The organism is Tolypothrix bouteillei VB521301, from assembly GCF_000760695.4.
Taxonomy (GTDB): Bacteria; Cyanobacteriota; Cyanobacteriia; order Cyanobacteriales; family Nostocaceae; genus Scytonema; species Scytonema bouteillei_A.
On the sequence record NZ_JHEG04000001.1, the window covers coordinates 9,456,652 to 9,483,635 of the forward strand.

Consider the following 26,984-nt stretch of genomic DNA (forward strand, 5'->3'; position numbering starts at 1 on the left):
ACAGTCAAGTCGGAAGGATTGACTCCAAGCAATGGCAGAAGAAACCAATCACAATCAAGCAGGAGAAGTTGCTCCCAGCACTGTCGATAAGCAAGCCCCCAGTGTCGCTGAAGAAAACGCTCCCAGCACTGATTCACCTGAAGCGACCAGCATTCCAACTGCCAACGCTCCAGACCCCAAAACGGCAAACCCAGAAACTAATCCCAATGCGGCAAAATCCAAAACTGCGCCACCCAAACGGGAAAAGCCAGCGGATAAAGCTGCAGGGGATGCTGAGGAAAAACCTGCCGCAGCTGCTAAGGCTGGGGCAAAAAAAGAGAAAGCACCTGGTGTTGAAGATAAGCCCTTTGTAGAGTTTATACAGCAAGACTACTTGCCGGCTTTACAAAAAGCGATCGCAAAAGAAGGGGTACAAGATTTACAATTATCTTTTGCCAAACAGAAGCTTCCCATCATTGGCTATGAAAAAGCTGAAGACTGTTGGCAAATAGCAGGTAGTTGGCAAAACGGGCTGCGCCAGTTTAACCTATATTTTCCTGAAGAAGACATTCAAGGGAAAAAAGCTTTTTCCTGTCATGAAGGGAAAAAGCCCAGTACTCTTGAATCTTTTCTTATAGACGAGCGCAAAATCACACTCGATCTTTTAGTGTTTGGTATTGTGCAGCGTTTGAACGGTCAAAAGTGGTTGGGAAGAAACTAGCCAAGCTCGTGAAAGTGGTAGGTAACAGCTCCTGTAATGGGGTCGTTATCTACTGCTACATAACCAGATTTCAGCATTTCCTTGAGCGTTGCTTCCACTTCCGTAAAGCCAGCCCCCGTTTCCATGACTCCTTGAGTCACAGTGAGTCTGCCATTTCTTTTTTCCGCCACTTTCAGCAGTTGTATCATCAGTTTTTCTTGAGGCGATTTGTAAACTTGAGTTGTTGCAGGCGGTTGATTTAAAGGTACGCCAAAGGGAGACACCCCTGCTTTTAGCCTGAGTTTCATTTCGTGCTCGTTAACCATGTTAGGGATGAGAAACAAATCAACAACTTGTCCGACCCCCAGCAAACCAAAAGTACACATCCATAACATACCTGTTCCGACCTTGCCGTTGTATAAACGGTGCAACCCACTAAGCAGACCAAAAAATCCAATTACATTTAAGATGTAAGAGACAAGAAGACGATCTTGATGTTCTTTGTTTGTGTTATTAGTTTCCGCATTCATCCCGTGCCAACCCCTCAGATTCGTGCTTGTTTTTCCAGACGGCTTTCCCATACTGTTTTGTTTCAAACCATGGTAGGTAGCGATTCAAAAATCATGCATTCAAAAAATCAGTAAGAGAAATTTCATAAGTGTGACATTTTATATAGAGAAATTTAGTTCAATTTTTACAGACCTCTTTTTCTCCGTGCAACTTTACAGTTCATTATAAAGATTCATAATTCTAATAACATTCCCATAAACAACACAAACACGATTTGTTCATCAGTCCTAAATGATTTACAAACACCTGTTCCTTGTCTCCCCTGTCCCCCTTGTGCGGCTCTTAAATAGGATTTTATATCTCTAGGATAGTTCGGAAAAATGCAATTGCACTTCACCCACTAGGATCGTTAGTTGAAGTATTGTTGCAAGTCTTAACGTTTTAGGCGTCTGTTATTACCCCTAGCCTTGGTAGACTGAACTATACAAATAAAATACTGTCTTCTGTCAATGTTCGCGAGCGCATTGCTTATGGCTTTGACGGAAACCACGGAATAATAAGACATTCATGGCAATCAGGACATGGTAGATTCCCTAAAAAAACCAGGCTTTGAAGAAATACGGCCAGGGATTAAAGTCCCAGCGAAGGAAACCCTGCTGACACCCCGATTCTACACAACTGACTTCGATGAGATGGCACGGATGGACATTTCCGTCAACGAAGATGAGTTGCAAGCCATCCTAGAAGAGTTTCGTGCGGACTACAACCGCCATCACTTTGTTCGGGATTCCGAGTTTGAACAATCCTGGGATCGTATTGATGGGGAAACTCGTCGGTTGTTCGTTGAATTTTTGGAACGTTCCTGTACGGCAGAATTTTCCGGATTTTTGTTGTACAAAGAACTCGGTCGTCGTTTAAAGGATAAAAGCCCCGTTCTAGCAGAGTGCTTTAATCTCATGTCTCGGGATGAAGCACGTCACGCTGGGTTCCTTAACAAAGCACTCTCAGATTTTAATCTGTCGCTAGATTTAGGGTTTTTAACAAAGAGCCGCAAGTACACTTTCTTTAAACCAAAATTTATCTTCTACGCAACCTATCTTTCAGAAAAGATTGGTTATTGGCGGTATATCACTATTTACCGCCACTTAGAAGCACACCCAGAAGACCGGATTTATCCAATTTTCCGTTGGTTCGAGAACTGGTGTCAGGATGAAAATCGCCACGGTGATTTCTTTGATGCCATTATGAAATCTCAGCCACAAATGCTGAACGATTGGAAAGCACGGTTGTGGTGTCGGTTCTTCCTGCTGTCAGTCTTTGCCACTATGTATCTCAATGACGTGCAACGCAAAGACTTTTATGCCTCAATTGGTTTAGATGCACGGGAATATGATAAGTACGTCATTGAAAAAACCAATGAAACAGCAGGGCGAGTCTTCCCCGTTATGCTAGATATTGAGCGTCCGGAGTTCTACGAGCGTTTGGAAGTTTGTGTCAAGAACAACGAGAAGTTGACTGCGATCGCGAACTCCAATACTCCAAAATTCCTGCAATTCTTCCAGAAGCTACCCTACTACATCTCCAATGCTTGGCAAGTAGTGCAGTTGTACTTCATCAAACCAATTGATGCTGAAGCAACTCGATATGTTGTGCGGTAGATACAGTCCATAAAATAGAGAGACGTTATATATAACGTCTCTCTATTTTATTTATGCTATCAATAGATTCTAGAGAATTTTTCTGTTGAATTGGGCAATTGTTTAATTAGAAAACGGTTTCCTATTTTTCCTGTCGCGATGCATTTTTCTGGCTTCTGATTTTTCTTTTGCCTTGCTCAAACCAACCGCTACAAGATAGGTCATTTCTGCTGCCATTTGATACGCTGAGTGAATATTGGCTTTTTCTTGCTCGCTCATGAGAACCTCGCAAAGATTAGGGAAATCCGGGACGACTAATTCAGAAACAAAGATGATACTTAAGATTTGCAGTCCGAATTCCTTGTTATTCGTTCGTCTTTCGTTACAAAATAAGAATATAGTGAAGAGAGATTGCCAGACTTCATCCAATTGGGTCACCCGATCGGGTGATAGAGAGCAATTATAAAATATTAATTAGGTTTAAAGCCTAAGGCGTAGGAACTGCTTGCAATTTTGCAGCAAAACCCTCAAGAGAATCCTCAGACCTTGATAAAAAACTAAAAGCACCCAGAGAAAACTCTGAGTGCGAAAGCTTGAGGTTGAATCTCGTGATGTTTTTACTTTAATTTATTCATTAGACTTTGACGGTTAGAAAATGTCATAAAAAGTCTTTTGTTTTTCTAAAAATTTTTACTCAAAAAATAAGTTTAAGTCAGACTTTTTCATACCAAAATCTTAAATTTCAAATCCAAAATAGTCTTATCTTTAAGTTTTGTGAAAAAATAGCGGATTTGCCTGAAAATATATGCAACCTATTAAGGGAGTTTGCAAAAAGTCATTTTAATTACCAGTAATTAATTAACGTGTAGCAAAATTGTTATTCGGTCACTGCTGTTTCTTTGACAAACGGAATGTCCAAAAAAAGTAAGCATAACCTGTTTTTGAGCCTTTTTACAAAAGTGGGGACACTAGGCTTGTGTACGTACTCATTCGGTACAAATTATGCTATTGCTCAAGAACTCAAGCTAGTGCCAGACAACACCTTAGGTACTGAAAGTTCTACAGTTACGGAAATAGACTCCCAAACCTATAAAATTGAGGGTGGAGCAACTCGCGGAGTTAACCTATTTCACAGCTTTTCACAATTTCATGTTGGTGAAGGACAACAAGTCTACTTCGCCAACCCATCCGGTATTGAGAACATTTTGAGCCGAGTTACGGGAATTGACCCTTCCAAAATTTTTGGGAAGCTTGGTGTTGAGGGTAATGCCAATTTGTTTTTGATGAACCCTAACGGAATTATTTTTGGGAAAAATGCCAGCTTAGATGTGAGAGGTTCATTTGTTGCAACAACAGCTAATGCCATTGAGTTTGGCGATCGCGGTTTTTTCAGTGCTTCAAATCCCAATACTCCCCCGTTACTGACCATCAATCCATCAGCCTTTCTATTCAATCAAATAAATCCTAAACCAATAGTTGTCGATCGCTCCGTCGGACCGATCCCAGTCACAATTTCCTCTCAGGACATTTCCTCTCAGGACATTTCCTCTCAGGACGCTCCTGAATTAATTACAATATTTTCTGCAATTGCACCACTCTCATCAACCGATCCATTAGATTTTTCTCCAGTAACAACACCAGAAGTACTGAGAGAAGTACCACCTGTAGCCGAACAACCCGTTGCACCGCCACCCGTTGCACCACCCATCGTACCACTACCAAAAAGACCTGAATCAAATTCAACTGGTTTGCGTGTTGGAGACGGTAAGAGTTTGTTATTCGTTGCTGGAAGTATTATTCTCGATGGTGGCTCTCTCAGCGCTCCTGGTGGAAGAGTGGAGTTGGGAGGATTGGCAGAAGCAGGAACGGTGGGGTTAAACATGAGCGGCGACCAGCTCAGTTTAAGTTTTCCAAAAAGTGTTGCCCTAGCTAATGTATCTCTCAGCAATTTCTCGGCTATAGATGTACGTGCATCCAATGGGGGTAGTATTGCCATCAACGCTCACTCCCTAAAAATATCAGATAGCCGTCTCAATGCTGGTATCGGGCAAGGGCTGGGGACAAACAGCAGCAAAGCGGGGGATATTGTACTTAATGCTACAGGTGATACTGAGATGTCTAGAAGTTCCGTCTCCAATGCAGTGGAATCTGAAGCAGTTGGTAATAGTGGTAGTATTCTCATCAAAGCAAGATCCTTAAGCCTCAGCAATAATACTGAAGTCGTTGCCAGTACATTTGGACAAGGAAATGCAGGAAATATCTATATTTGGGTAGATGACTTCATCTCGATTGTTAATTCAAACAAAGAATTTCCAGATGTGCCTTTTTCCTTTATGGAAGACGATTCTTCAGCACCCACTGAAGTTGCGATCGCAAGACTTGACAGTAGTACTGGTCTCTTTAGCACGGTAGAAAAGGGCGCTGTTGGTAATGCAGGTGATATTGAAATTTATTCGCGCACTCTTTCTTTGTCTGATGGAGCGGAAATTCAATCTCTCACCCGTGGAAATGGCAAAGCAGGAAATATTCGCGTTAATGCTTCAGAATCCGTAAATCTTTCTGGTTTTTCTCCAAAAGGATTTTCCAGTGGGTTGATAAGTTCCACCGAGCAAGGCGCAACCGACTCGGGAGGTGATGTTACTGTAACTACTGGCACCTTACGCATATCTAATGGAGCAGTTCTGAGTGCTAGAACGAGAAGTGGCAAAAATGGCGGTAATATCACTGTTAACACCAACACTCTTCAGTTAACAGACGGCGGACAAATTTTAACTAGTAGTTTTAGTAGTGGCAGTGCAGGTAACATAACTGTTAATGCCACCGATAGCGTCCATATCTCTGGAAGCGATGGCACTTTCAGTGCTCGACGCGAACAATTTGGTGGTGAGACAGTTGATAATGATGGCTCTAATAGCGGATTATTTGCTCGTGTGCGAGGCGATGAAACTGCCAATGCAGGCAAAATTGAAGTGAATGCTCGCTCTATCGAGCTTAACAATCAAGGCACTATTTCAACAGAAACAACCTCAGGCGAAGGTGGAAATATCAAACTCACAGCCAGAAGTATTTTATTACGTAATAGCAGCATAACTGCTACTGCAGGAACTGCTCAAGCTGAGGGGAATGGAGGCAATATCAATATTGACTCGGAGATATTAGTCTCTTTAGAGAACAGTTACATTACAGCTAATGCAGCTAAAGGGAGAGGAGGTAACATAACCATCAATACTCGGGGAATTTTGCTATCTCCTGATAGTGATATTACTGCCAGTTCTGAATTTGGCATAGATGGTGTTGTTGAAATTAACACTCCAGACATCGATCCCAATCGCGGGTTAACCAAACTACCACAAGCACCACCAACGGATACTCAAGTAGCCCAAGCTTGTCAGGATGATACAGATACACAACAGAGTGAATTTGTGATTACAGGACGTGGAGGAATTGCACCCAGCCCTTACCAAATGTTAGCAGCTGATAATGTGCAGGTGGGGTGGGTATCACTTTCAAACCCGGAGATAAATGTACTTTCTACTCAAAAACCAAGAAATACGCATCAATTGAAAATTCAAAATTCAAAATTCAAAAGTGAAAATGTCTCCCTGTCTCCCAGTCAAATTGTCGAAGCTCAAGGATGGGTTGTGGATAAGAATGGTGAAGTCACTCTCATTGCTCAACCACCCAAGGTAAATCCTCACAGTCCATGGCAAAACACTGCTTCGTGTCACTCGTAAAAGCCGTTTCTTTGCTTCTGTTTGCCTTGTGTCTCCTCTGTTTGTCCAGCCAGTTGGGAATTACCATCTTAAATACTGCTGAGGGTGCAACAACTCATCCAACCAATTTTCAACTTGCAAGCGCAAGCGGAAGCTCGGTTCTCCTTTTTTGGAACCATAAGAAGGTAGGTAAGTTAAAGCACGACGGTAATCAGCGATCGCACAATTCCAATCGCCCCAGAGATGATATGTTCTGCCTCTCTCTGCTATGATGTGTCCCTCTAAGTCACCAAAAAGTAGAGCCGCCTCAAAATCTTCTATTGCTTCCTCATATTGCCCCAAGTCTCGGAAAGTAATACCTCGGTTAATCCATGCTCTCACGTGACCCGGATTCAAATCCAACGCCCGGTCGTAATCTTCGAGTGCTGCTTCTAATTTTCCGGTAGCAGCATAATAATTGGCTCGGTTATTGTAAGCGCTTACCAATTTAGGATTGAGTTCTAGAGCTGTATTGTAATCACAAAGAGCTTTTTCCGTTTCACCGCTTTGATAATAAATCAGCCCTCTGTTGTTGTAATCTACAGCATTGAGGGGATGGCGAGCAATCAATTGATTCAACAACTCAATTGCTGCGACGTACTGTCCTTGTTGAGCCATTGTCAGAGCACGAGAGCGCAAGTAGCTATCTCCTACAGAGGATTCGTCTCTACCGTTAGCCTCTTGCTCTCGCGATGCATTTCTATTTAGTGCAAATGGGTGGAGGTGATTTTGCTGGTCACCAGAAGCTAAAAATGAGTGACTGTTCATAGTTTCCTGCCTGAGCTGCTTGCTCGTGTGAGATCAACTTATAGGTTTCACCGTGCTTGTGGTTTTGCCCCTGTGTCACTTGTTAAGGTGTCTGTAAGTACTTGGGCGCAAGCATCCAAGCCGGACTTGAGTTGTCCTAACAAGTGAGAATTTATGCTTAGAGGAGCCATATGGCTCTTGGGGTTCTTTACCAAATTGAGGCACCTTACATAATTGATGCTTCAATCTATTAATGGATACTTCATCCCCAAGTTCAATTCCAGATACAGCAGTTATCAATCCCCTAGATTATTCAAGTAGAGGGAGCTGCAACTTGATAAAATGACCAAAGGAGTTAGAGTTTAGGGATTAGGGTTAGAGCTTAAAGGTTGAAATTAACCAATCCCCAGTCCCCAGTCCCCGATTCCCAGTCCTCAGTTCCCCGTTTCCCAATTCCTTTCTTGTAGTGCAAGTGCTTTGATAGTACAGAGGTCTGACTTATAAAGAATGAGTAGGATTGCGGAAATTACTAAGGACTCATTAATCAGAACTCCGGGCTTTCACATAAAATTCGGTAGTTCTGCACCTGAAAAGCTTGAATTCAACCTTATTGTAGACTTTGTAAAGTTTTGAAAAAATTTGTTATGACAACAGTAATTTCCTATTCCAATGCACCTGACCTTACGGCGGATGACTATATTGTCATCGGTTTAGCAACCTGTTTTGTAAAAGAAGACGGAGAAGTGAATCAAGTCGATATTATAGAACCAATTCCCTCTGCTTCCCTAGAAACGCTCTTTAAAGGTACCAGTACCTCATATAAGCTTGCTTATGCTACCACTTTAGGTAGCTTAATGGACGGAGATCATCTCAAAATTCCCTCTGAATTTCCGGAATCTGCCCAATTCGGTCATGATTTTATGGAACGGGCAATAGCAGCTGCTCGTACCTACAAGCGTCGCGAAGTAGCAAAAACTCTGATTCCTTTAGGTACAACCTATACCGATTTCAAATATTCTATTGAACGAAAAAGAGTATTAAATGTGACAAGGAATGTAACTAAAGAAGATAACATCAAACAACATCCCAACACCCATAAAGTCCTTTAAGGAATTAACAGTTATCAGTTATCATTATTTACTGTTAACTGATAGCTGATAACTGATAACTGATAAATGCTAAAACTATATGGCGGGGCAATGAGCCGTGCATCCATTGTTCAATGGTATCTAGAGGAACTTGAAGTTCCCTACGAGTTCGTGAAGCTTGATTTGCAAGCGGGTGAACAACGCAAACCGGAATTTTTAGCAATTAACCCAATAGGAAAAGTTCCTGCAATTGTAGATGGTGACTTGCAACTATGGGAATCGGGAGCAATTTTGCTTTACCTTGCCCAGAAGTATGGAAAAGTTGCACTTTCACTAGAAGAAAATGCCCAAGTCGCACAATGGGTATTATTTTCTAACGCTACATTAGCAACAGGCATTTTTACAGAAGCAAGCCGGGAAAAAGAAACGCCCCGGCTGCTAACTCCTCTTAATGAAATATTTGGACGGCAACCCTACTTGCTAGGTGATGAATTTACTGTTGCTGATGTTGCCGTAGGGTCAATTCTATCCTATGTCTCCTTCATGTTAAAGCTAGATCTCAGCCCCTATCCAGCAGTCTTAAATTACATCAAAAAAATTTCTGAGCGTCCGGCATTTCAAAAGACCATCGGAGCGCGAGGTTAGTAGGAGCGAAACCCAACAAATAGATGATTGTGTTGGGTTTATCTGATTGGGTTGGGTTGAGGAACGAAACCCAATTTATCGGTAATTTGTAAATTGCAGAGCAACTGGGAAATCTTCTTGCCGCAACCTTTGAATCACAGCTTGTAAATCATCTTTACTTTTAGCCGTAACGCGTACAGCATCTCCTTGAATCGATGCTTGTATTTTTTTGAACTCATCCCGAATTAGCTTGGAAATTTGCTTGGCATTTTCCTGACTGATACCCTTTTTTAGGGTAATTTCTTGACGCACGCGATTACCACTAGCAGAGTCAACTCTGCCAAAATCAAAGATTTTTTGTGAGAGGTTACGTTTAGCAGCTTTATCTCTCAATATGCCGTGTACTGCTTCCAATGTAAACTCACTATCAGTATTAACGGTAATCCTGTCTTCTCCTAATTCAACAGTTGTTTGAGTATCCTTAAGGTCGTAACGACCTTTAATCTCGCGCACAGTTTGATCGACTGCATTGACCAACTCTTGTCTGTCAAAGTCGCTAACGATATCAAAGGAAAAGGTAGAAGCCATAGGAAATTTTAAAATTGTTATTAATTAATGGTTAGTGGTTAGTGGTTAGTAGTTAGTGGTTAAAAATTATTAACTAGCAACAACTAACAACTAACAACCAGCCATTATTTGTGAGTTACTTCAATTATACTGAGGGCAATGAGAGTGGCAGAACCAAGAGCGCCAATAGCAAACATCAGCGATCGCAAAATGGGAACATTCAAAATATAAAAAGCTGAGTATAGCAATCTAGCTACAACAAAGGTGACTGCAGCTCCTGCTGCAACGGGAGAATTTACGCCCGTTACGTATGCCATTAATGCTGCTGCCGTGAATATCATAAATGCTTCAAACGAGTTTTGGTGCGCCCAAGTTGCTCGTTGAGCGTAGGGTGGTAGTTTATCAAACATAGCGCGAGGAGCAGATATGTCATATCCAACTTGTACGCGACCATAACTGACCACTAAAAATGGCACGTAAATCAGAACGGCAGCCGCCGCAATAGAGTACAAAAAAATAGTCATTTAGTTATCGGTCGTGAGTCATCAAGCGTTAGTCATGAGTCATCGGTCATTAGCCCAACACAAAGGACAAAAGACAAATGACACATGACTAATCGAAGTAGAATAGCGTCACCAGTTTTCTTTGTTCTTCTGCTTCCTTACAAGTTTGCAGCAGAGTTCTACTGTCGTGAAATGCAAAGCAGATGAGTTGCTGACAACGGGAGACAATCTCCTTGTTACATAAGTAACTTGCTTCTGCAAGAGACAGATGATTGTTGGTAGGATTTTCAACCAGATGCATCACCTGTTCTAGTTGCTGACGCGATTCTAAGGGTTGGCGTTCTAAGCTTTGAGGTAGAATCACCGTTAGCAAATTAGGATCAGCCCGCATTGCTCCCTTAATAGCAGCTGAATTAGTACCAGTAGCACCAGAAGTGATGATCCGATTGCCTGTTAAAACTAAGGCATAGCTCATCATCTCAATAAGATTCTGATGGGTAATCGGCACATGACGAGATCCCAGCAACGCGATTCTTTTTGAACCTGTTTGCTGGATTGTCGCCAGTTCTAGCGCTAATGTATCGACGTTAATAAGGTCTATTGACTGGCTCAAAGATGAACAAATAGTAGATTAAACGACCAAGATATTTTAGCAGACAAGGGGAGTTTTCGGTTGAATATCTAGTGGAATAGGGGGATGGAGATATGGGCTGACGGGGAGATAATTCTTCCATGTCCCCCATGTCCCCCATGTCCCCCATGTCCCAAATTCCTAATTCTCAATCAATACCCTATTGCAGTGCTGCTGCAGGATTGAAATCTAACAGGGAAAGCAAACGCCCGATGTCAAAATGCTCTGCCATAAAATGGCGAATACACTGAACTTTAATGGGCTCGTGAAGGCGCACATTACCAAAGGCGCTATTAATAATTTCCACAGTGGTAAGGGTATCCAAATCGACGGATAAAATTGGGATTTCTAATTCTTCAGCGCGGTTGAGAATGAAGGCCGGAGGTGGTAGCTGTCCGGTGAGAATAAGGCAATGGGTGGAAGTCTCTAAAGCAGCTTGTTGAATTTCCACACGATCGCCCCCTGTAACAACTGCCATATTCCGGCGCATGTTAAAATACTTTACGGCAGCATTGACATTCATCGCGCCGATTGCAAGGCTTTCTACCATTAAATCTAGGCGATCGCTACGACACAAAACTTCTGCGTTTAACTGGTGTGCCAGTTCGCGGACACTCACACTGCGTAATAATTCGCTTTTTGGCAACAGACCGAGAACGGGAATACCTTGTTGTTCCAAAAAAGAGCGCATGGTCGTGTTAACGACTGACAGTTGGTCTGTGGGTATATCGTTAATGACAACACCAATCAAGCGATCGCCAATCAGCTGCTTGGCGGAAATCAATGGTTCGACGGAAAGTAGAGACTTATAACGAGCTACTAACAGGACAGATGCATCTACAGCGTCTGCCACTTGTAGCAAAGACAAATTAAACAAAGTTCCTTCTTCTAAATTTCCCGGTCCTTCAAGTAACACCAAATCACCCAGTTGCATCTGTGAATATTGCTGCACCAAAGATTTTTGATAATCTGTTTTATCGAACCCTTGCAGGCACTTTTGCACAGTCATTTCATCTAAGCTCAGCATGGTAGGCGCAATCCGGTTTTCCGGTAAATTAAGGCTGGTTTTAATGAACTGAACATCTTCCTCAAGTAAACTGTCTGAGGATTTGTTCCAACAGGTCCCTAATGGTTTACCGTAAGCAATATCAAGCCCTTTTTGCTGTAGTTGATAAGATAAACCGAGAATTGTTGCAGATTTACCGCAGTAAGCCTCTGTAGATCCAATCAACAAATATTTAGTGGACTTTGGCACGTATGCACTCCTAGTTTCAAACGTTAATTAGCTTTCAGCACTCTTGCATATGCGAGTAGCGGAAACTCTACGCAAATGGCAGTCAGGTTAATTTTTGCTAAAAGCAGATGGCTAATTGCTGATGGCTTTTCACAACTTAGCTAGGTCTTCCTAATTTTAGGTCTAACTTTGCTATCTTTGATTAGTAACACTTTGCTAAAAACCTCGAAAAAAGAAGTGACGTTTTAAAAGTACCTTTATTGCATTCTGGCACATTCCCAGAGATACTGCTTGAAATAGGGGTTAGGAGGTTAAGGGCTTTTAATCTTCTATACGCAGCAACTTCCGGTAGAAGGTTTGGGAAAAATCTGTCGTGCGGTAGCGTTTATAGTTTTCTAAAAGCTCGATTAAAAAAACAATAAACTCAAAGCTTGCCATCATCACTTCGTAGCTGAGTTCGGCATTACCGTCAAACTGGACTCGACAGCGAGTTAAGTCTGAAGGCAAGGTAGCAACATTCCAAGTCGCAACAAAGGGAATATTGTCACTGCCTTCTATCTTGCGGTGACCTTCCAAAACACCCTTTTGGTAAAGACCAATTGCAAAAGGCAAGTAATTCCGCTTGTTATTACCTTGAATGTAAGGCAGGTAAACACTTGCTTGTTGCTGAGTGGCGGGCTGGAGTTGATCGATAGACATACTCTGAATATTCCTAATGTTAAATTGACAACTAGATATATTAACGGCTGACAATAGTATTCCCAAAAATCAGTGACCAGTCATCACCTGAGTGACAACCACGCGATTGCTAACCGGGATTGAGTATTAGGCTTTGCCCCCATTCCTCGCTTTCTACTACCAATCATCATTTTTTGCTAAGAAATATGACAATGTCGGGTACAATAGGTCTGCACTGGCTTTTATTGGAGCTGGGAAACACTCAGGCTTCTAAGGGTATTGTGTAAACCCCATAGCTGTTGAAAAATACCACCAATCTCAAGGTAAGCTCAAAGTATGTAGAGGTTGCACATTCTGGAGTAACCTGATTCCCAACTTCTTGATGGGTGTAAATAAATACTGTTGCTGAAACCAAGTTACCTATGCCAGCGAATTCCTGGCCCGAAAACGATCCTTATAACGAACTCGATCCGCTTAACTCCTCCGAAGATTTGAGCGGCGATTTGCGCTATTCAAACTTCTCCTTGCTTGCTGACCTATCAGTATCAGAAGAGTCAGTGGATGAAACATCGCCTTCTATGTCTCATCCATCCCGGTTTCGAGGTCGCAGACGCAAAGCTGCTCTAGTTTTAACGATAGTCTGGAGCGGTACGATCGCCCTGCATTTAGTTTCTTGGGGTACTTTGTTTGTTCTGGGATTAACAACAATCTTAGGCATTCATACCCTAGTAGCAGTATTTGCTAGACCCAAAAAACGTTTGGAAGAAATGCAAGGGGATTGGCCTGTAGTATCCGTTTTAGTGGCTGCTAAAAATGAAGAAGCGGTTATAGACCGATTAGTCAAAAACCTGTGTAGTTTAGAATATCCAGAAGAACGATACGAAGTCTGGATTATTGACGATAACAGTACGGACAAAACACCCCACGTACTGGCAACTTTAGCCCAAGAGTACGACCAACTCAAGGTTTTGCGGCGAGAACCAGATGCGGGGGGAGGAAAATCGGGTGCCTTAAATCAGGTTTTACCTCTGACTAAAGGAGAAATAGTGGCGGTGTTTGACGCGGATGCCCAAGTGTCGTCAGACCTACTACTGCGCGTCATACCTTTATTTGAAAAAGAAAATTTAGGTGCGGTACAGGTAAGAAAAGTTATTGCCAATGCTGCAGAGAATTTCTGGACAAAAGGTCAAGCAGCAGAAATGGCACTTGATGCCCACATGCAGCAGCAAAGAATTGCTACAGGTGGTATCGGGGAACTGCGTGGAAACGGTCAATTTGTTCGGCGAGAAGCCCTACTGAGTTGTGGCGGTTGGAATGAGGAAACAATCACCGATGACTTAGATTTGACGTTTCGCTTGCATCTTGATGACTGGGATATTGAATGTGTTTTCAACCCAACGGTAGAAGAAGAGGGTGTCACAAATGCGATCGCACTTTGGCATCAGCGCAATCGTTGGGCTGAAGGTGGATACCAACGGTATTTGGATTATTGGGATCTCATTCTCAGAAACCGTATGGGAACACGCAAAACCTGGGATTTATTGATGTATATGCTGTTACAGTACATATTACCTACAGCAGCAGTACCAGATTTATTGATGGCAATAGCAAGGCATCGTCCACCAATTTTAAGCCCCGTTACAGGCTTGACAGTCACGATGTCAATAACAGGGATGTTTGTAGGTTTAAGGCGCATACGCAAGGACAAGGAATTTAAAATTTCTACAACCCTTCTACTCATGCTTGAGACCCTACGCGGTACGTTGTATATGTTCCATTGGCTTGTGGTCATGAGTACTGCTACTGCCCGTATGTCAGTACGACCAAAGCGTTTGAAATGGGTAAAGACGGTACATCAGGGGAAGAGTTAATGGCTAATGGCTAATGGCTAATGGCTAATAGCTAATGGCTAATGGTTAATAGCTATTAGCCCTATCTCCTTACGGAGACGCTAAGCGCAAAGCGCACGCTCCGCGATGCCTTTGGGCTATGCCCGTAAGGGCTAGCCAGGGCGCGGGAAACCCGCCTATGGCAATGAGCGTGCCACGCTGCGCTATCAGCGCTGGTCTTACCATTAGCCATTAGCCATTAGCTATTAGCTATTAGCTAAAACTCATCATCAACTTCTGATTCATCATCCCACTGAGATAAAGGACCTAAATCGCGTAGTTCAGTATCATCTGTCAATCTAATGACTTCTCCATCAAAAAATTGAGCTAACCGTTGAGCGGCAATCGCTCCTTCATCTGTTTCCCAAGGTGTTATGGAAACTGGAGGTGGATTTGAGGCTTGGGGTGGAGGAATATTTTGCGCGGTTTTTGCATTTGTCACCGATTCCGTTTTTGGAGTCGGTGTTTTGTTTGGTTGAATGGTTTGGGAGGGTGGTGTATCTGGTGCAGTGGGTGTGGGAGGCTCAGGAGATGGGGAAGTGGGGGGTGATTTGTGACTGACAGGGGGAGGAGAAGATGCTGTTGGCTTTTTTGAAGAAGAGGAAGTTTGAGATGGGGTAGAAGTTGAGGACGTTGCTATTTCTATGTTGACCTGGATATCTGTGTTAAAAGTTACTTTAAAAGCATCTGAAATTTTAGGTTTATCTGCTTGTATTTTCTGATACCAAGCTTGTTTGATCGCAACGCGTGCTGAAGTTCCATCAAATTCTATGAGATGGCACATTTGACGCAATATCTCTCGTCTTGAAATAGGTTGAAGGTTCGCGAGGACTTGCTGCCACACTTGATTGATATCGTATTCTGTCTCTCCTACTGTTTGGGGTTCATGGGATGAGGTATGGGCAGATTGGGGGGTTGCGGGATTGGCTGATGGAGGGGGTGCGGGATTGGCTGATGGAGGGGGTGCGGGATTGGCTGCTGGAGGGGGTGCGGGATTGGCTGATGGGGTTGGGGTTATGATTCTAGCAGTGGGTGTATATCCTCTACCATTTTGCTGAGGTATTTGTTGCGTTCCAAGATTTGCTGAGGGTAACAATCCTAGTAATGTTACCTCTAACCACAAACGTGGTTGGGTAGTGTTTTTGAGTTGTACTTCAGTGGTTCGCAAGAGTTGCTGTGCTGCTAAGATTGTTCCTATTTCAAATTCTTGGGCAAAATCAATCAGTGCTTGCCACGTTTGAGGGGTACAAGTCACTAGATCTTCACGATTTGGTGCCGTTTTGGCAATCAATAAATCTCGGTAAAATGCGGCAAGGTTTTGCAGAACAATTAAGGGTTCTCGACCTCGATCTAGAATTTTACGTGTATAATCTAGAACTGCTTCGGGGTTGTTGGATGCGATCGCATTCAGTAAATACAATAAATCCCATTCGCTAACTGAACCAACTAAATCCCAAACTCGTTCGGGGGTAATTTCACCAGTTAACAAGCTTAACTGGTCGAGGAGGCTTTCGGCGTCCCGCAGCCCTCCTTGGGAAATTTGAGCTATCAACGTGACGGATTCTGGAGAAATATTAATTTTTTCTTGATAGGCGATGTGGTTCAAATGCTTTTCCATCGCCTCTAAATTGATTCTCCGAAAGTCAAATCGCTGACATCGGGAAATGATTGTTGGTAATACCCGTTGTGGATCGGTTGTTGCAAGGACAAAGACAACGTGTTTGGGTGGCTCTTCTAGTGTCTTCAGTAGCGCATTGAACGCTGCAGTACTGAGCATATGACACTCATCAATCGCATAAACTTTATAGCGGCACTGAACTGGGGCGAATTGTGCCTTTTCTATCATATCTCTGACATTTTCGACACCAGTGTTGCTGGCGGCGTCTATTTCAATGACATCTAAAGAATACCCTTTGGTGATTCCTTGACAAATATTGCAGACCCCACATGGCTCGGCTGTGGGTTTGTCAGTCTTAAGACAATTGAGAGATTTTGCCAAAATCCGGGCGCTGGAAGTTTTTCCAGTCCCTCTAGGTCCGGTAAATAAGTAAGCAGGGGCAATTTTAGCTGCACGAATGGCGTTGGTTAGGGTGGTGGTGATTGCTTCTTGCCCTACCAATTCAGCAAAACTCTTTGGGCGATACTTATGGTGCAGCGGTTCGTAGGACATGGATTTGCAATGTCTATGCCTTGTTTGTTAATACAGACGAGTAACACCCAATAGAGTTTGGGATGGACAAATTTATTTACAGCCTCACTGTATACCGCACTCTCGGTGGAGGTTGGTTCGTGAAGCCGTCACAACATTTTAAATGTATAAACTCAAGTTAGTACACAAAAGTTTTGCTTATAGTACAAGTATACCATATTGCTGTAAGACTGAAAAGAAAAAACCTGTAAATGTTTTTCATTGGACGATCGCAGCCATTAGGCAAATGGGCATTGAGTAAATCGAAGAGTGGTTATTAAATGAGATATCGTTATTAAACGAGTCAGCGTAAGGAGTTCAGCTAGTAAACGCGTAGCTGCTTTCTCTATACATCGCTACAATCTTAGGGTAACCACCAACACTTATGGGTGCGGGAGATGTTCAATCGGCTAGTTCAGTTCTTTAAAAAGTTATTTCAACGCTTATTTGGCGGGAAACACACACCAGCCGAAGTAGAGACTCATGCTCAAAAACAGCCACCTCCACCCCTGACAGATACAGATTTGGAATTTCTCTTTACTCAGCTACTAGAAGGTGTCCATCAAGCTCGAGGGCAAGCCTGGGCTCAAAAATGGCTGCATAATATTGAACACCGCGTTCCAACTGAGCGTTGGGTGGAGTGGTTACAACGCTTTGGTGAGAAATTGCTAGCATCACCTTCACCTAACAACGAGTTAGCTTCCCGAATGATACAACTAGGAGAGTCAGAAGTTGGAGCCGTTGGAGATCTTGCTTATGATATTGGAATGAATTTGTTAACGCGCAACTCTGGCGAGCCCATCTGGGAATATGACGGGCAGGATGCTGTTAGCCAAAATTCTGTAGAATCTACTCAAACCTCAACGGAAAATAAAGATGTGTCTGAAGATGGAGAAAATTTACCTGAAGGTGAATATCAAGCTGTTACGTTAGACCAACTGCTAGAAATGTTACAACAGGATGAAAATCTCCGCCAACAAATTGCCCAGCAATTAGGAACTCAAACAGACGATCCAGAGGTTATTATCCAAGAATTGTTAAATCAATTTCAGGCATCTGCTCAATCTAATACAAATCAAGCAGAAGCATAATTTCATACCACTCCTTCTAACAGAAACTCATGCACCATCAGACGAAGAGCAATTCCAGGGACATAAAAAAATAACACATTTGTTGCTTTCTTAACAAGAATTATGTCCTTTATGACGTAAGATTGTAAGTTCGTGGTATTGCTGTAACAAAAAAGTATTGAACTTCTAACACGTGAGTTCAGAACTAAGAAGGTAGAGGGCTGAAGCCGCAAAAGCTGGTAAAACAAGTTTTTCCAGATTTTTCAAGGGTAGTCTATTTATGTCATGCCATACTAGTACTGGTTAGTAGGCAAAAAAACACTAAAAATTATGGAATTTCAATGATTTTTTACTTAACTCAGAACTCTTTTAACACCGCTATAAGTTTATAATGAGAAACACCCAAGAGTCCCCGAAATGCTCAAGTGGCTGATAAGATGGTTTAACAAAATTTTCAAATATCCCTTTGGAAAAAAGCAGACTCGTTCTACTCAACCAAAAGGGGAAAGGACGGTACTGCAACCGCTACCCGAACTCACTAACGCGGATTTGGAATTTTTGTTTACCCAGCTTTTAGAAGGTGTCTATCAAGCAAGAGGACAGCAATGGGCAATCAAGTATCTCCAAAGGATGGAAAATCGGATTTCTCTTGAACGCTGGATAGATTGGTTGCTGGACTTTGGAGAGCGACTTTTAACCTCACCTGCACCAAACAATCAGCTCGCAGAACGGATGGTGCAACTAGGAGAACTTGGGATTGGCACAATTGGAGAGCTTTCCTACGATATTGGAATACGAGTATTAACACGTAATTTGGGCAATCCGTACTGGGATACAGATAGACAAAATACTGAAACCGCGATCGCAACAGCTCGTCTGACTCCTGTAGAAGAATTTGTACAAAATTCGCAAGAAGAACATTCAGATAGCAATTACACGGAATACACGGAAACAAAAACACCTGTAGATGCATCAAATTTGATACCGCGACAGCCAACAAGCAGTTCCAATGATTTAGTTTGGGAGTTCACAAGAGCAGATACAAAAATTACACCTACCAATTATGAACCTAGCCCTAATGCTGGAGAACAAGCATGGTTGGAGCAAAACCAACAAGCAGCTTCAATAGAGCAATCGGAAAATGAGCCTCTACAGCCAACTGTGGCGGGAACACTGGATGAGTTGTTGGTAAGGTTGGAGCAAAGTACGAATTTAGTACAGCAACTGGCTACCGATCTCGGAATTCAATCGACTGAACCATCAGTTAATACAAATTTAGCGAACGAACAATTGCATTTGGCAGAGGAAAGATCTCAAGCATTGTTCTACCAGGGTCTGGCTGCAGCCAAAGCGGGTAGTTTAGCAGAAGCAATTACATATTACAATAAGGCGATTGAAATTAACCCAACCTCCCATGAGTATTGGTTTAACAGGGGGTTGACACTTTTTTATCTAGAAAATTTTACTGAAGCGCTTGCATCTTACGATCGCGCAATCGCATTGAAACCCGACTTTTACAAATGCTGGTACTACCGAGGCGGAATTTTCGGTGAGATGGGACAATATGAGGATGCAATCGCCTGCTTCGACGAAGCTATAGAAATTAAGTTCGATTACCCAGAAGCTTGGTCGAGCCGAGCTGCGGCATTACTCAAGTTAGGTTATCCAACAGAAGCTGTTGCTAGTTTCGATCGAGCTTTGGTGTTGCAACCAGAAGACCAGGAAAATTGGTATTATCGAGGAATTGCACTCGCTCATGGGGAACGAAGAAATGATGCGATCGCTTCTTACGATAGAGCTATAGAAATTCAACCAGATTTTTATGAAGCTTGGTACAACAGGGGTATAGAACTGTCTAATTTGGAGCGCTATGAAGATGCAGTTGCCAGTTTAGAGCAAGCAACCAATATTCAACCAGATTTTTATGATGCATGGTACGCCTTGGGAAGCGCGTTGGAAAAATTAGGGAAAAAAGAACAAGCAATAGCATCTTACGAGCGAGCGGCAGAACTACAACCCGGTGCATATGAAGTTTGGATTGATAAAGGAGTTGTCCTCGCAAGTCTGGGACACTGGGATGAAGCAATCTCCTCTTGGGAACAAGCCCTAGAAATTAAACCAGACTTTTACTTAGCTTGGTTTAACCGTGCTGTCGCTTTGGAAAACTTGGGACGCCGTGAAGATTCCATACCATCTTATGACAAAGCTGTAGAGATTAACCCGAGCTTTTATCTAGCTTGGTATAATCGCGCAGTCGCACTGTTTTATATAGGGAAATTTGAAGAAGCGATCGCCTCTTACGATCGCGCTTTAGAAATCAAAATTGATTATTGGGAGGCTTGGATTGGGCGTGGTGCTGCTGCAGGAAGTGCCGTTCATAATGACTCTCACACAATTCCAACTAATATAGCAGCAGCAAATCCTTCTTTGTACGCACGTGGATATGAAGGAAAATTAGCAAGTTATCAAGAAGGTCTGAAATACGTTTTGCCATCTACCCATGCTGAAGGTTGGGGTAGACTGTGTTTAGCACTGGGTAATGCTTATTATGAGAAAGGAAGGAGAGATACTGTACCCCGTCCTTATTGGCAACAAGCTATTACTGAGTACGATCTCTCCTTAAAAGCCTTAACAGCAGATGATTTTCCTCAATTGCATTTAGAGGTTGTGCAAAACATAGTTAAAACATACATAGGACTAGAACAACCATCTGAAGCACAAGAATTTAATCAATATGCCATAGCGTTATTACAAGAATATTTAAATGAACCGACTCGTTCTAATGAGAGTAAAAAAGATCTATGTCTTAGAAATATAGGTTTTTGGCAATTGGCAATTGATATAGCTATACAGTTTGGTGAAATTGCACAATCCTTAGAACTTGCAGAATACCATAAAAATGCTTGTATAACTTGGCTTCGTTCTGGTTGGAAAAATGAAATTCTTTCGCCTAGCTATCGTTCGATTCACGACCTTCTTAACCCAACAACTGCTATTATTTACTGGCATATTAGCCCTTGCACCCTGCGAACTTTTATCATCAAATATAAATCCCCAGAACCAATACCCGTTTTTACACCCGTACTTAATGTAGAAGCGACGGAAGAAAAACCTTTACCCGAAGCAATAAAACGTTTGGTTGAGTTCGAGGAGTGGTTGGAAGATTGGAATCAACACGAGCGGGAATATCGCAATCCAAATCCTGAAGCACAAAATGAAAGCCATCACTCTTGGCTAGCAAGTATGGAACAGAGATTGTTAAAGCTAAAAGGTATTTTAAACATCTCTGCAGTTATTAATGAGTTAGAAGACATTACCCATCTAATTCTCATTCCTCATCGCGATTTACACAGATTTCCCCTTCATGCTCTTTTTCAAATTTCTTCTCCTTTAGAAAAATCCCAACAACAAACACAAGCTAGTTTTACGCTGACATATTTGCCTAGCGTACAAGTAGGATTATCTTTGAAATCGCAACCTCTATGGCGAGTACAAAGTCTCCCACTTCTAAGTGTTGAAAATCCAGATAGTCCTAACAATTCTGCCCTGGCATTTGCCAAACTTGAATCGGAAGCGATCGCTCAAATGTTTCATCGCTGCAAACGCATTCAAGGTTTGCAAGCTACAAAAAAACAAGTAGAAAAAGTATTAACTGGTGATTACAACATATTTCATTTTACTGGATATGTCACCGATAATTTCAATCAGCCTCAAGAATCAGAATTCTTTTTAGCAGGTGAAGACAGATTAACGATAGAAGAAATTTGTCAAAAGAATATTGCAAAATATAATTTATTGACCCTTTCTACTTGTGAAATAGCAATCCCTGGGAATTCAACAATCTCAACTGAGTATGTGGGTTTAGTCAACACTTTGTTAAACCAAGGAGTTGATTATGTCGTCAGCACTCTTTGGAATGTAGAATCATCAGCCAGTGCTTTAGTGATGATCGAGTTTTATCGAAGGCTAATACGCGATCTACCAGTCGCAACGGCATTATTAGAAGCAACACAATGGCTTAGAAATGTGACAGCAGGGGAACTGAAAAAGTGGTATGAAGAAACACTGAATACGTTGGATAGAGAAGGAACCACAATTAGAGCTAATTTAGCAACAGAGTTATATAGAAGCAGTAAATTGCCACCTGAAAATAAGCTTTACGAGCACCCCTTCTACTGGGCTGCATTTACAATCTCAGGTAAGTTTTACTGATACTTAGGATCGATCTTCCTTGGCAATTAAAAATCATGGCAATTCTATTAGCTTACAGGGGCTGTAAAAATTTAAAAGCGATCGCATGAGCCTCAGCATCAGCAACCCCGAGGGTTTTGAGAATGACTTTAGCAATTTGTTCTGGGTAATCTGGCTCTGTCCGTCCTTCTAGAATGCTACGCATTGCCATCAACCCTGTTCCTAAAATCAGGTCAATTGCTACCTGTAAGCTATCAACTTGAAGACGGTTAAGGCGTATACCAGCTTCCAAGTCAGTCATCACGCCTCTTTCAATAGTTTCACTCAATGGGGCTGCTACCAATCTAATTCGGACATATCAAAGCGAATTGCGTTTGACTAGATTTGCGATCGCCGCAACCAACACCTCCGGCTCTACAGGTTTCGCTAAATGCTGTTGAAATCCAGCTTGTAGGGCTTTTTGCTGATTGAAATCTCCAGCGTAGGCAGTCAAGGCGAGCGCCGGGATTTGTCCCATTTGTTCTACTGGCAATGCTCGAATCTGTTGGAGCAACATATAACCATCCATATCAGGCATACCAATGTCACTGAGAATCGCATCCGGATGGGATTGAGTGAACGCAGCAAAGGCTTCGCCTGCAGTCGTAGCTGCAATCACTTTTGCTCCAGCTTGCTCCAGTACAAAGGAGATAAAGTCCCTTGAGTCGGCTTCGTCATCCACAAGCAAAACTTGCACCCCGCTTAAATCAAGGGCTTGCTCTGATAAATTATCGGCTGGCTCAACCATTGGCTGAATCGGTATGAGTGGAAGTCTAACTGTGAAAGTCGCGCCGAGTCCTTCACCCCGACTAGCTGCACAAATTGTACCGCCATGCAGTTCGACGAGGTGACGTACAATCGCTAGCCCCAACCCCAACCCACCAAATTGGCGAGTCGTTGAACCGTCTGCTTGGCGAAAATAATCAAATACGTAGGGCAAAAAGTTAGCAGGAATGCCTTTACCAGTATCCACAACGGTAATTTGTGCTTGGTTGTCAACTGGTTCTAACTGCACCTTAACGCGACCGCCTTCAGGTGTAAACTTGACTGCGTTGGAGAGCAGATTCCAGATGATTTGCTGCAAGCGAGTCGCGTCCCCCAATATCTGTCCCAGATTAGCACTCAAGTTTGTCTCGATCTTAATTAATTTGGCTTCTGCTGCCAGTCGCACTGTCTCAATCGCAGCTCTAAGAATTGGAGTTAAACTGACTGCTGTAACGTTGAGGGTGAGTTTGCCTTGCAGAATCCGGGAAACATCTAGCAAATCTTCAATTAATTCCGATTGCAGTTTGGCGTTGCGTTCGATCGTTGCTAATGCCTGAGTGGTTTGGGCTGCGTCCAGATTGCCAATTTGTAGAAGTTTTGACCAGCCGAGAATCGGGTTGAGAGGCGATCGCAACTCATGAGATAATACTGCCAAGAATTCATCTTTAATGCGATTGGCAGTTTCCGCTTGCTCGCGGGCTGCTTGTTCGCGGGCCAACAGTTGTTCGCGTTCGGTTTCGGCTGCCTTGCGATCGGTAATGTCTATTGAGATTCCAATGGCGCGTTGAGGCTTCCCATTGGAATTGTAAAAAATTTGACTGAGGAAACCAAACCATCGGATTCCCTGGGTGGGATGACAAATCCGAAACTCAAAGTTAAGGTGGCTTTGCTGTTGCTGCAAGGCTTCCCGCACAGATCGATCGGCATTTTCTCGATCTGATTCTATGACAGTGGCTAACCAGTTCTCATAGGTGGATGGAATTGAGGGATCGAGTCCATAAAGAGTGTAGTATTCTTCTGACCAAAATACGCTGCCTGTTGCTAAGTCCCAATCCCAAGCTCCGATTTTGGCAGCCAATTGAGCTACTTTTAAGCGCTCCTCACTTTTCCGTAAGGCGATTTCTACCTGTTTGAGGTTGCTAATATCATTGACTAATGCAACAAATCCTTCGACGTTACCCCGATTGTCAAACCGGGGAACGTAAGTGGCATAGATATAGCGGGTGCCACCATACTGATAAGCTACCTCGCTTTCATAGGTGACTTGCTCTCCGCTCAACACTTGCTCCACATAGGGGCGAACCCTTTCATAAGCCGTGTCACCCAATACCTCCCACATGGGCTTGCCATAAATTGCGGTGACAGGTTGCCCAAACCACTCTTCGTACTTTTGGCTGTTAAAGCGGTATCGCTGCTCGGAATCGATAAAAGAAATTAAAACGGGAACTGCATCTGTGATCAGTCTCAGTTCTGCTTCTCGCTGCTGCAAGGCAGCTTCAGCTTGTTTGCGCTCGGTAATTTCAGTTACTATGATAGAAACACCGTTGGTAGATGGATAAACGTGGTTTTCAAACCATCGGTTCCATCTGCGGTAGAAGTACTCAAACTGAACGGGTACTTGCTCCGCTAAAGCGCGATGGACTTCTGTATAAAACTGGGTTTCTGTGGTATCCGGGAAAACTTCCCAAATCCTCCTGCCTAAAAGGTTTTCCCTAGGTATACCAGTAACCTGTGTTACTTGCTCGTTGACATAAGTGTAACGCCATTCCCGATCTAATCCTAAAAATTGGTCGGCAATTCGCGTTAAAACACTTTCCAGGCTGTCTTTTGCAGCTTGTACCTCCATCCGCAATGCCTGTTCCTGCTGGGCTGCTGCTTGTCGTAATTGCGCCAGTTTTAAATTTGACTCCACCCGCGCCAACAACTCACGGGCTGAAAAGGGCTTGATCAAGTAATCATCGGCTCCTGCTTCCAATCCTTCAATGCGTGACTCTTCTCCAGCACGAGCCGATAACAGAATAATCGGAATTTCTTTGGTACGTGAATTGGTACGGAGTTCCCGGAGCAACCCAAATCCATCAAGTCTGGGCATCATTACATCACTCAGTACCAGATCGGGAAGCTGCCGAGCAATGAATTCCAGGGCTTCTAAGCCATCACTAACGGTTTCTACGTCCCAGTACTGACTCAATAATCGCTTCACATAATCCCGCATATCGGCATTGTCATCAACCAAAAGGATTTTAGATTGATGGGCTTTGTTTAAGGATGAAAAGTTGAATTCACCCCGGTTGTCTTCTAAAGCAAAATCTAAAATCGGCAATCCAAAATTACTTTCTGGTAGCCAGCGCGACGCTTCAAGCACATAGGGATCTGCTCCTAATGCAGTTGATGTGAGGGTGCGAGTAGCCTCAAGTCCTTTGCCTTCAGCACGTCGCAAACGTTCGGGAGGTAAATGAGCCGAGCCAAAGGGAAGGGAGATTGTAAACGTCGTACCGCAGTCAACCTGACTTGTAACGTGAATTGTTCCGCCATGGAGTTTAACGAGTTGTTGAACTAAAGCAAGTCCAATTCCAGACCCTTCATAAGTTCGCGATCGCGTTCCACTTACCCGATGAAATCGTTCAAATAATCGAGGTAATTCAGTTTCAGGAATACCAACACCTGTATCTGTAACCCTCAATTCAACGGAACGACCCAAAGGCTGCAATCGAACGGTGATACTCCCAGAAAACGTAAACTTAAATGCATTGGACATCAGATTAAACACGATTTTCTCCCACATTTCTCGATCCACATACACGGGTTCCGACAATGGGGGACAATCGAGCGCCAACGTCATTCCCGCTCGTTCAATCAACGAGCGAAACACACTCACTAATTCTGCAGTAAACGCTGCCAGATCGGTGGGTTCATACAGGGCTTGAATGCGTCCGGCTTCAATCCGCGAGAAATCTAGCAATGTATTAACTAACTTTTGCAGGCGCAAACCGTTACGCTGGATAAGTTGTAGCTGTTCCCTCTCGTCAGGTTGCAGGCGTTCGTTGAGCGTGTTGGTGAGTTCTTCGAGGGGACTGAGCATCAGTGTTAAGGGTGTGCGAAATTCGTGGCTGACATTACTGAAAAATGTAGTTTTAGCACGATCGATTTCTGCCAGTGCTTCGGCACGTTTTCGTTCTTCTTCATAGGCATTGGCATTGGCGATACTTGCTGAAATTTGCCCAGCCACTAAATTAATAAAGCTGTGGTAGGTATCATCAAAAAGTCTCAGTGGGTTCAAACCAGCCACTAATAAGCCGGAGCGCCCCGTTTCACCAGAAGGTGCAATTGGGACAACTACGGCTTGATGCGGCGGTCGGTTCCAAGCCCCTGTGGGTAAATTGCCAAACACCGAGACCAAATCGGCGATCCGGACTGGCTTCTGAGTTTGAATGACTTGTGCAAACGACCAAGCTGAATCAGAATTGAGATGAACCGTTTCCGGAACGGCAGGGTGGTTGCGGTCAATACCACTGGTTCCAGCTAAAACAACACGCTGCTGCTCCAGATCGACCAGATAAATCATCGCAAAGGGGAGGTCGTAAAGATTGGTTTCCAGGCATCTGGCGCTCAGTACACAAGCTTCGTCGAATGTTCGTGCATCCGCAGTCCGGGCTGCCAGTTCTTGCAGGAGAGCGAGTTGGCGCTCTCCAATAATGCGCTTTGTGTCGTCTGTATTAGCACAAATAATGCCCCCCGGATTCCCGCGATCGTCAGGAATGGGACTATAGGAAAACGTATAGTAAGTTTCTTCTGGGTAACCGTTGCGCTCCATAATCAGCAACAGCGATTCGTCGTAAGTTCCCTCATTGTTGAGCATTGTGGATTCTGCTCTCGGTCCGACTTCATCCCAGATCTCCCGCCATACTTCAGAAGCGGGACGGGCAAACATTGCCGGATGCTTACCGCCCATAATCGGTCTGTAAGCATCGTTGTAAAGGTTTAGCAATTCTTCACCCCACCATACCCACATCGGTTGGCTGGAAGTGAGCATAATGCGGACAGCAGTTTTCAGACTTTGCGACCAGGTTTCGACTGCACCCAATGACGTTTTTGACCAATCGTGCGATCGCATCCGCATTGCCATTTCGCCCTTACCCGCAAAAAGTTGTTCCGTTACTTGCTGCTGCGCCATGCGCTCTTTTACCTCCAT

General features: G+C 43.3%; 20 protein-coding genes. 8 read left to right on the forward strand and 12 right to left on the reverse strand.

What is annotated here, in order from left to right; all coding sequences use genetic code 11:
* Positions 1-31: 31 nt before the first annotated feature.
* Complete coding sequence (locus HC643_RS38690; protein WP_038081590.1) at positions 32-700, forward strand: DUF2996 domain-containing protein; 669 nt, start codon at positions 32-34, stop codon at positions 698-700.
* Here HC643_RS38690 and HC643_RS38695 read toward each other — a convergent pair.
* Positions 697-1,209 carry a TM2 domain-containing protein gene (locus tag HC643_RS38695; protein WP_038081599.1) on the reverse strand — a complete coding sequence of 171 codons (513 nt, stop codon included), beginning with the start codon at positions 1,207-1,209 and terminating at the stop codon, positions 697-699. The genes HC643_RS38690 and HC643_RS38695 overlap by 4 nt on opposite strands.
* A 561-nt stretch (positions 1,210-1,770) precedes the next feature.
* Between HC643_RS38695 and acsF the strand changes: the two genes are divergently transcribed.
* Entirely contained in the window at positions 1,771-2,847 is a 1,077-nt protein-coding gene (acsF, locus tag HC643_RS38700) for a magnesium-protoporphyrin IX monomethyl ester (oxidative) cyclase (protein ID WP_038081589.1), read from the forward strand.
* Between the two features lie 102 nt (positions 2,848-2,949).
* On the opposite strand, the gene HC643_RS38705 is transcribed toward acsF, so the two are convergent.
* The gene (locus tag HC643_RS38705; protein ID WP_167844846.1) at positions 2,950-3,105 is read right to left on the reverse strand and encodes a hypothetical protein; all 156 of its coding nucleotides are present in this window, start codon (positions 3,103-3,105) and stop codon (positions 2,950-2,952) included.
* Between the two features lie 632 nt (positions 3,106-3,737).
* Between HC643_RS38705 and HC643_RS38710 the strand changes: the two genes are divergently transcribed.
* Positions 3,738-6,560 (forward strand): beta strand repeat-containing protein, encoded by a 2,823-nt coding sequence (locus HC643_RS38710; RefSeq protein WP_038081588.1) that lies wholly within the window; start codon positions 3,738-3,740, stop codon positions 6,558-6,560.
* A 60-nt stretch (positions 6,561-6,620) separates the two neighbouring features.
* Here HC643_RS38710 and HC643_RS38715 read toward each other — a convergent pair whose 3' ends face one another.
* A complete protein-coding gene (locus tag HC643_RS38715) occupies positions 6,621-7,346 on the reverse strand; it encodes a tetratricopeptide repeat protein (protein WP_038081586.1) in 726 nt (241 codons plus the stop codon).
* A gap of 47 nt (positions 7,347-7,393) precedes the next feature.
* Positions 7,394-7,516, reverse strand: coding sequence for a hypothetical protein (locus HC643_RS42315; protein WP_272900254.1), 123 nt, complete (start codon positions 7,514-7,516; stop codon positions 7,394-7,396).
* A 453-nt stretch (positions 7,517-7,969) separates the two neighbouring features.
* Between HC643_RS42315 and HC643_RS38720 the strand changes: the two genes are divergently transcribed.
* Together HC643_RS38720 and HC643_RS38725 are read left to right on the forward strand one after the other, a co-directional pair.
* Positions 7,970-8,434, forward strand: coding sequence for a hypothetical protein (locus HC643_RS38720; protein WP_038081584.1), 465 nt, complete (start codon positions 7,970-7,972; stop codon positions 8,432-8,434).
* 66 nt (positions 8,435-8,500) lie between these two features.
* On the forward strand, positions 8,501-9,058 hold the full coding sequence (locus HC643_RS38725; RefSeq protein ID WP_038081582.1) for a glutathione S-transferase family protein: 558 nt from the start codon (positions 8,501-8,503) through the stop codon (positions 9,056-9,058).
* A 75-nt stretch (positions 9,059-9,133) separates the two neighbouring features.
* Here the strand turns inward: HC643_RS38725 and HC643_RS38730 are convergent, their stop codons facing one another.
* The 5 genes from HC643_RS38730 to ebsA form a co-directional block, all read right to left on the reverse strand.
* Positions 9,134-9,625 (reverse strand): YajQ family cyclic di-GMP-binding protein, encoded by a 492-nt coding sequence (locus HC643_RS38730; protein WP_038081580.1) that lies wholly within the window; start codon positions 9,623-9,625, stop codon positions 9,134-9,136.
* A gap of 104 nt (positions 9,626-9,729) precedes the next feature.
* Complete coding sequence (locus HC643_RS38735) at positions 9,730-10,128, reverse strand: MAPEG family protein (RefSeq protein WP_038081578.1); 399 nt, start codon at positions 10,126-10,128, stop codon at positions 9,730-9,732.
* Positions 10,129-10,216: 88 nt separating this feature from the next.
* Complete coding sequence (locus HC643_RS38740) at positions 10,217-10,720, reverse strand: hypothetical protein (protein WP_038081576.1); 504 nt, start codon at positions 10,718-10,720, stop codon at positions 10,217-10,219.
* A gap of 178 nt (positions 10,721-10,898) precedes the next feature.
* Positions 10,899-11,993 (reverse strand): phosphotransacetylase family protein, encoded by a 1,095-nt coding sequence (locus HC643_RS38745; protein ID WP_038081574.1) that lies wholly within the window; start codon positions 11,991-11,993, stop codon positions 10,899-10,901.
* A 300-nt stretch (positions 11,994-12,293) separates the two neighbouring features.
* A complete protein-coding gene (gene ebsA / locus HC643_RS38750; protein WP_038081573.1) occupies positions 12,294-12,671 on the reverse strand; it encodes a type IV pilus biogenesis protein EbsA in 378 nt (125 codons plus the stop codon).
* Between the two features lie 401 nt (positions 12,672-13,072).
* On the opposite strand from ebsA, the gene HC643_RS38755 reads away from it, so the two are divergent.
* The gene (locus tag HC643_RS38755; protein WP_038081572.1) at positions 13,073-14,521 is read left to right on the forward strand and encodes a glycosyltransferase family 2 protein; all 1,449 of its coding nucleotides are present in this window, start codon (positions 13,073-13,075) and stop codon (positions 14,519-14,521) included.
* A 235-nt stretch (positions 14,522-14,756) separates the two neighbouring features.
* On the opposite strand, the gene HC643_RS38760 is transcribed toward HC643_RS38755, so the two are convergent.
* Positions 14,757-16,709, reverse strand: coding sequence for a DNA polymerase III subunit gamma/tau (locus HC643_RS38760; protein WP_167844847.1), 1,953 nt, complete (start codon positions 16,707-16,709; stop codon positions 14,757-14,759).
* 416 nt (positions 16,710-17,125) lie between these two features.
* Here HC643_RS38760 and HC643_RS38765 point away from each other — a divergent pair, with 416 nt between their 5' ends.
* Positions 17,126-17,818, forward strand: a complete 693-nt coding sequence (locus HC643_RS38765) for a hypothetical protein (RefSeq protein WP_038084005.1) — start codon at positions 17,126-17,128, stop codon at positions 17,816-17,818.
* A gap of 396 nt (positions 17,819-18,214) precedes the next feature.
* The gene (locus tag HC643_RS38770) at positions 18,215-22,009 is read left to right on the forward strand and encodes a tetratricopeptide repeat protein (protein ID WP_038084008.1); all 3,795 of its coding nucleotides are present in this window, start codon (positions 18,215-18,217) and stop codon (positions 22,007-22,009) included.
* A gap of 52 nt (positions 22,010-22,061) precedes the next feature.
* Here HC643_RS38770 and HC643_RS38775 read toward each other — a convergent pair whose 3' ends face one another.
* Together HC643_RS38775 and HC643_RS38780 are read right to left on the reverse strand one after the other, a co-directional pair.
* Positions 22,062-22,316, reverse strand: a complete 255-nt coding sequence (locus HC643_RS38775; RefSeq protein ID WP_202048697.1) for a hypothetical protein — start codon at positions 22,314-22,316, stop codon at positions 22,062-22,064.
* Between the two features lie 30 nt (positions 22,317-22,346).
* Positions 22,347-26,966: an ATP-binding protein gene (locus HC643_RS38780; protein WP_038084041.1), complete on the reverse strand. Its 4,620-nt coding sequence runs from the start codon at positions 26,964-26,966 to the stop codon at positions 22,347-22,349.
* Positions 26,967-26,984: the final 18 nt, after the last annotated feature.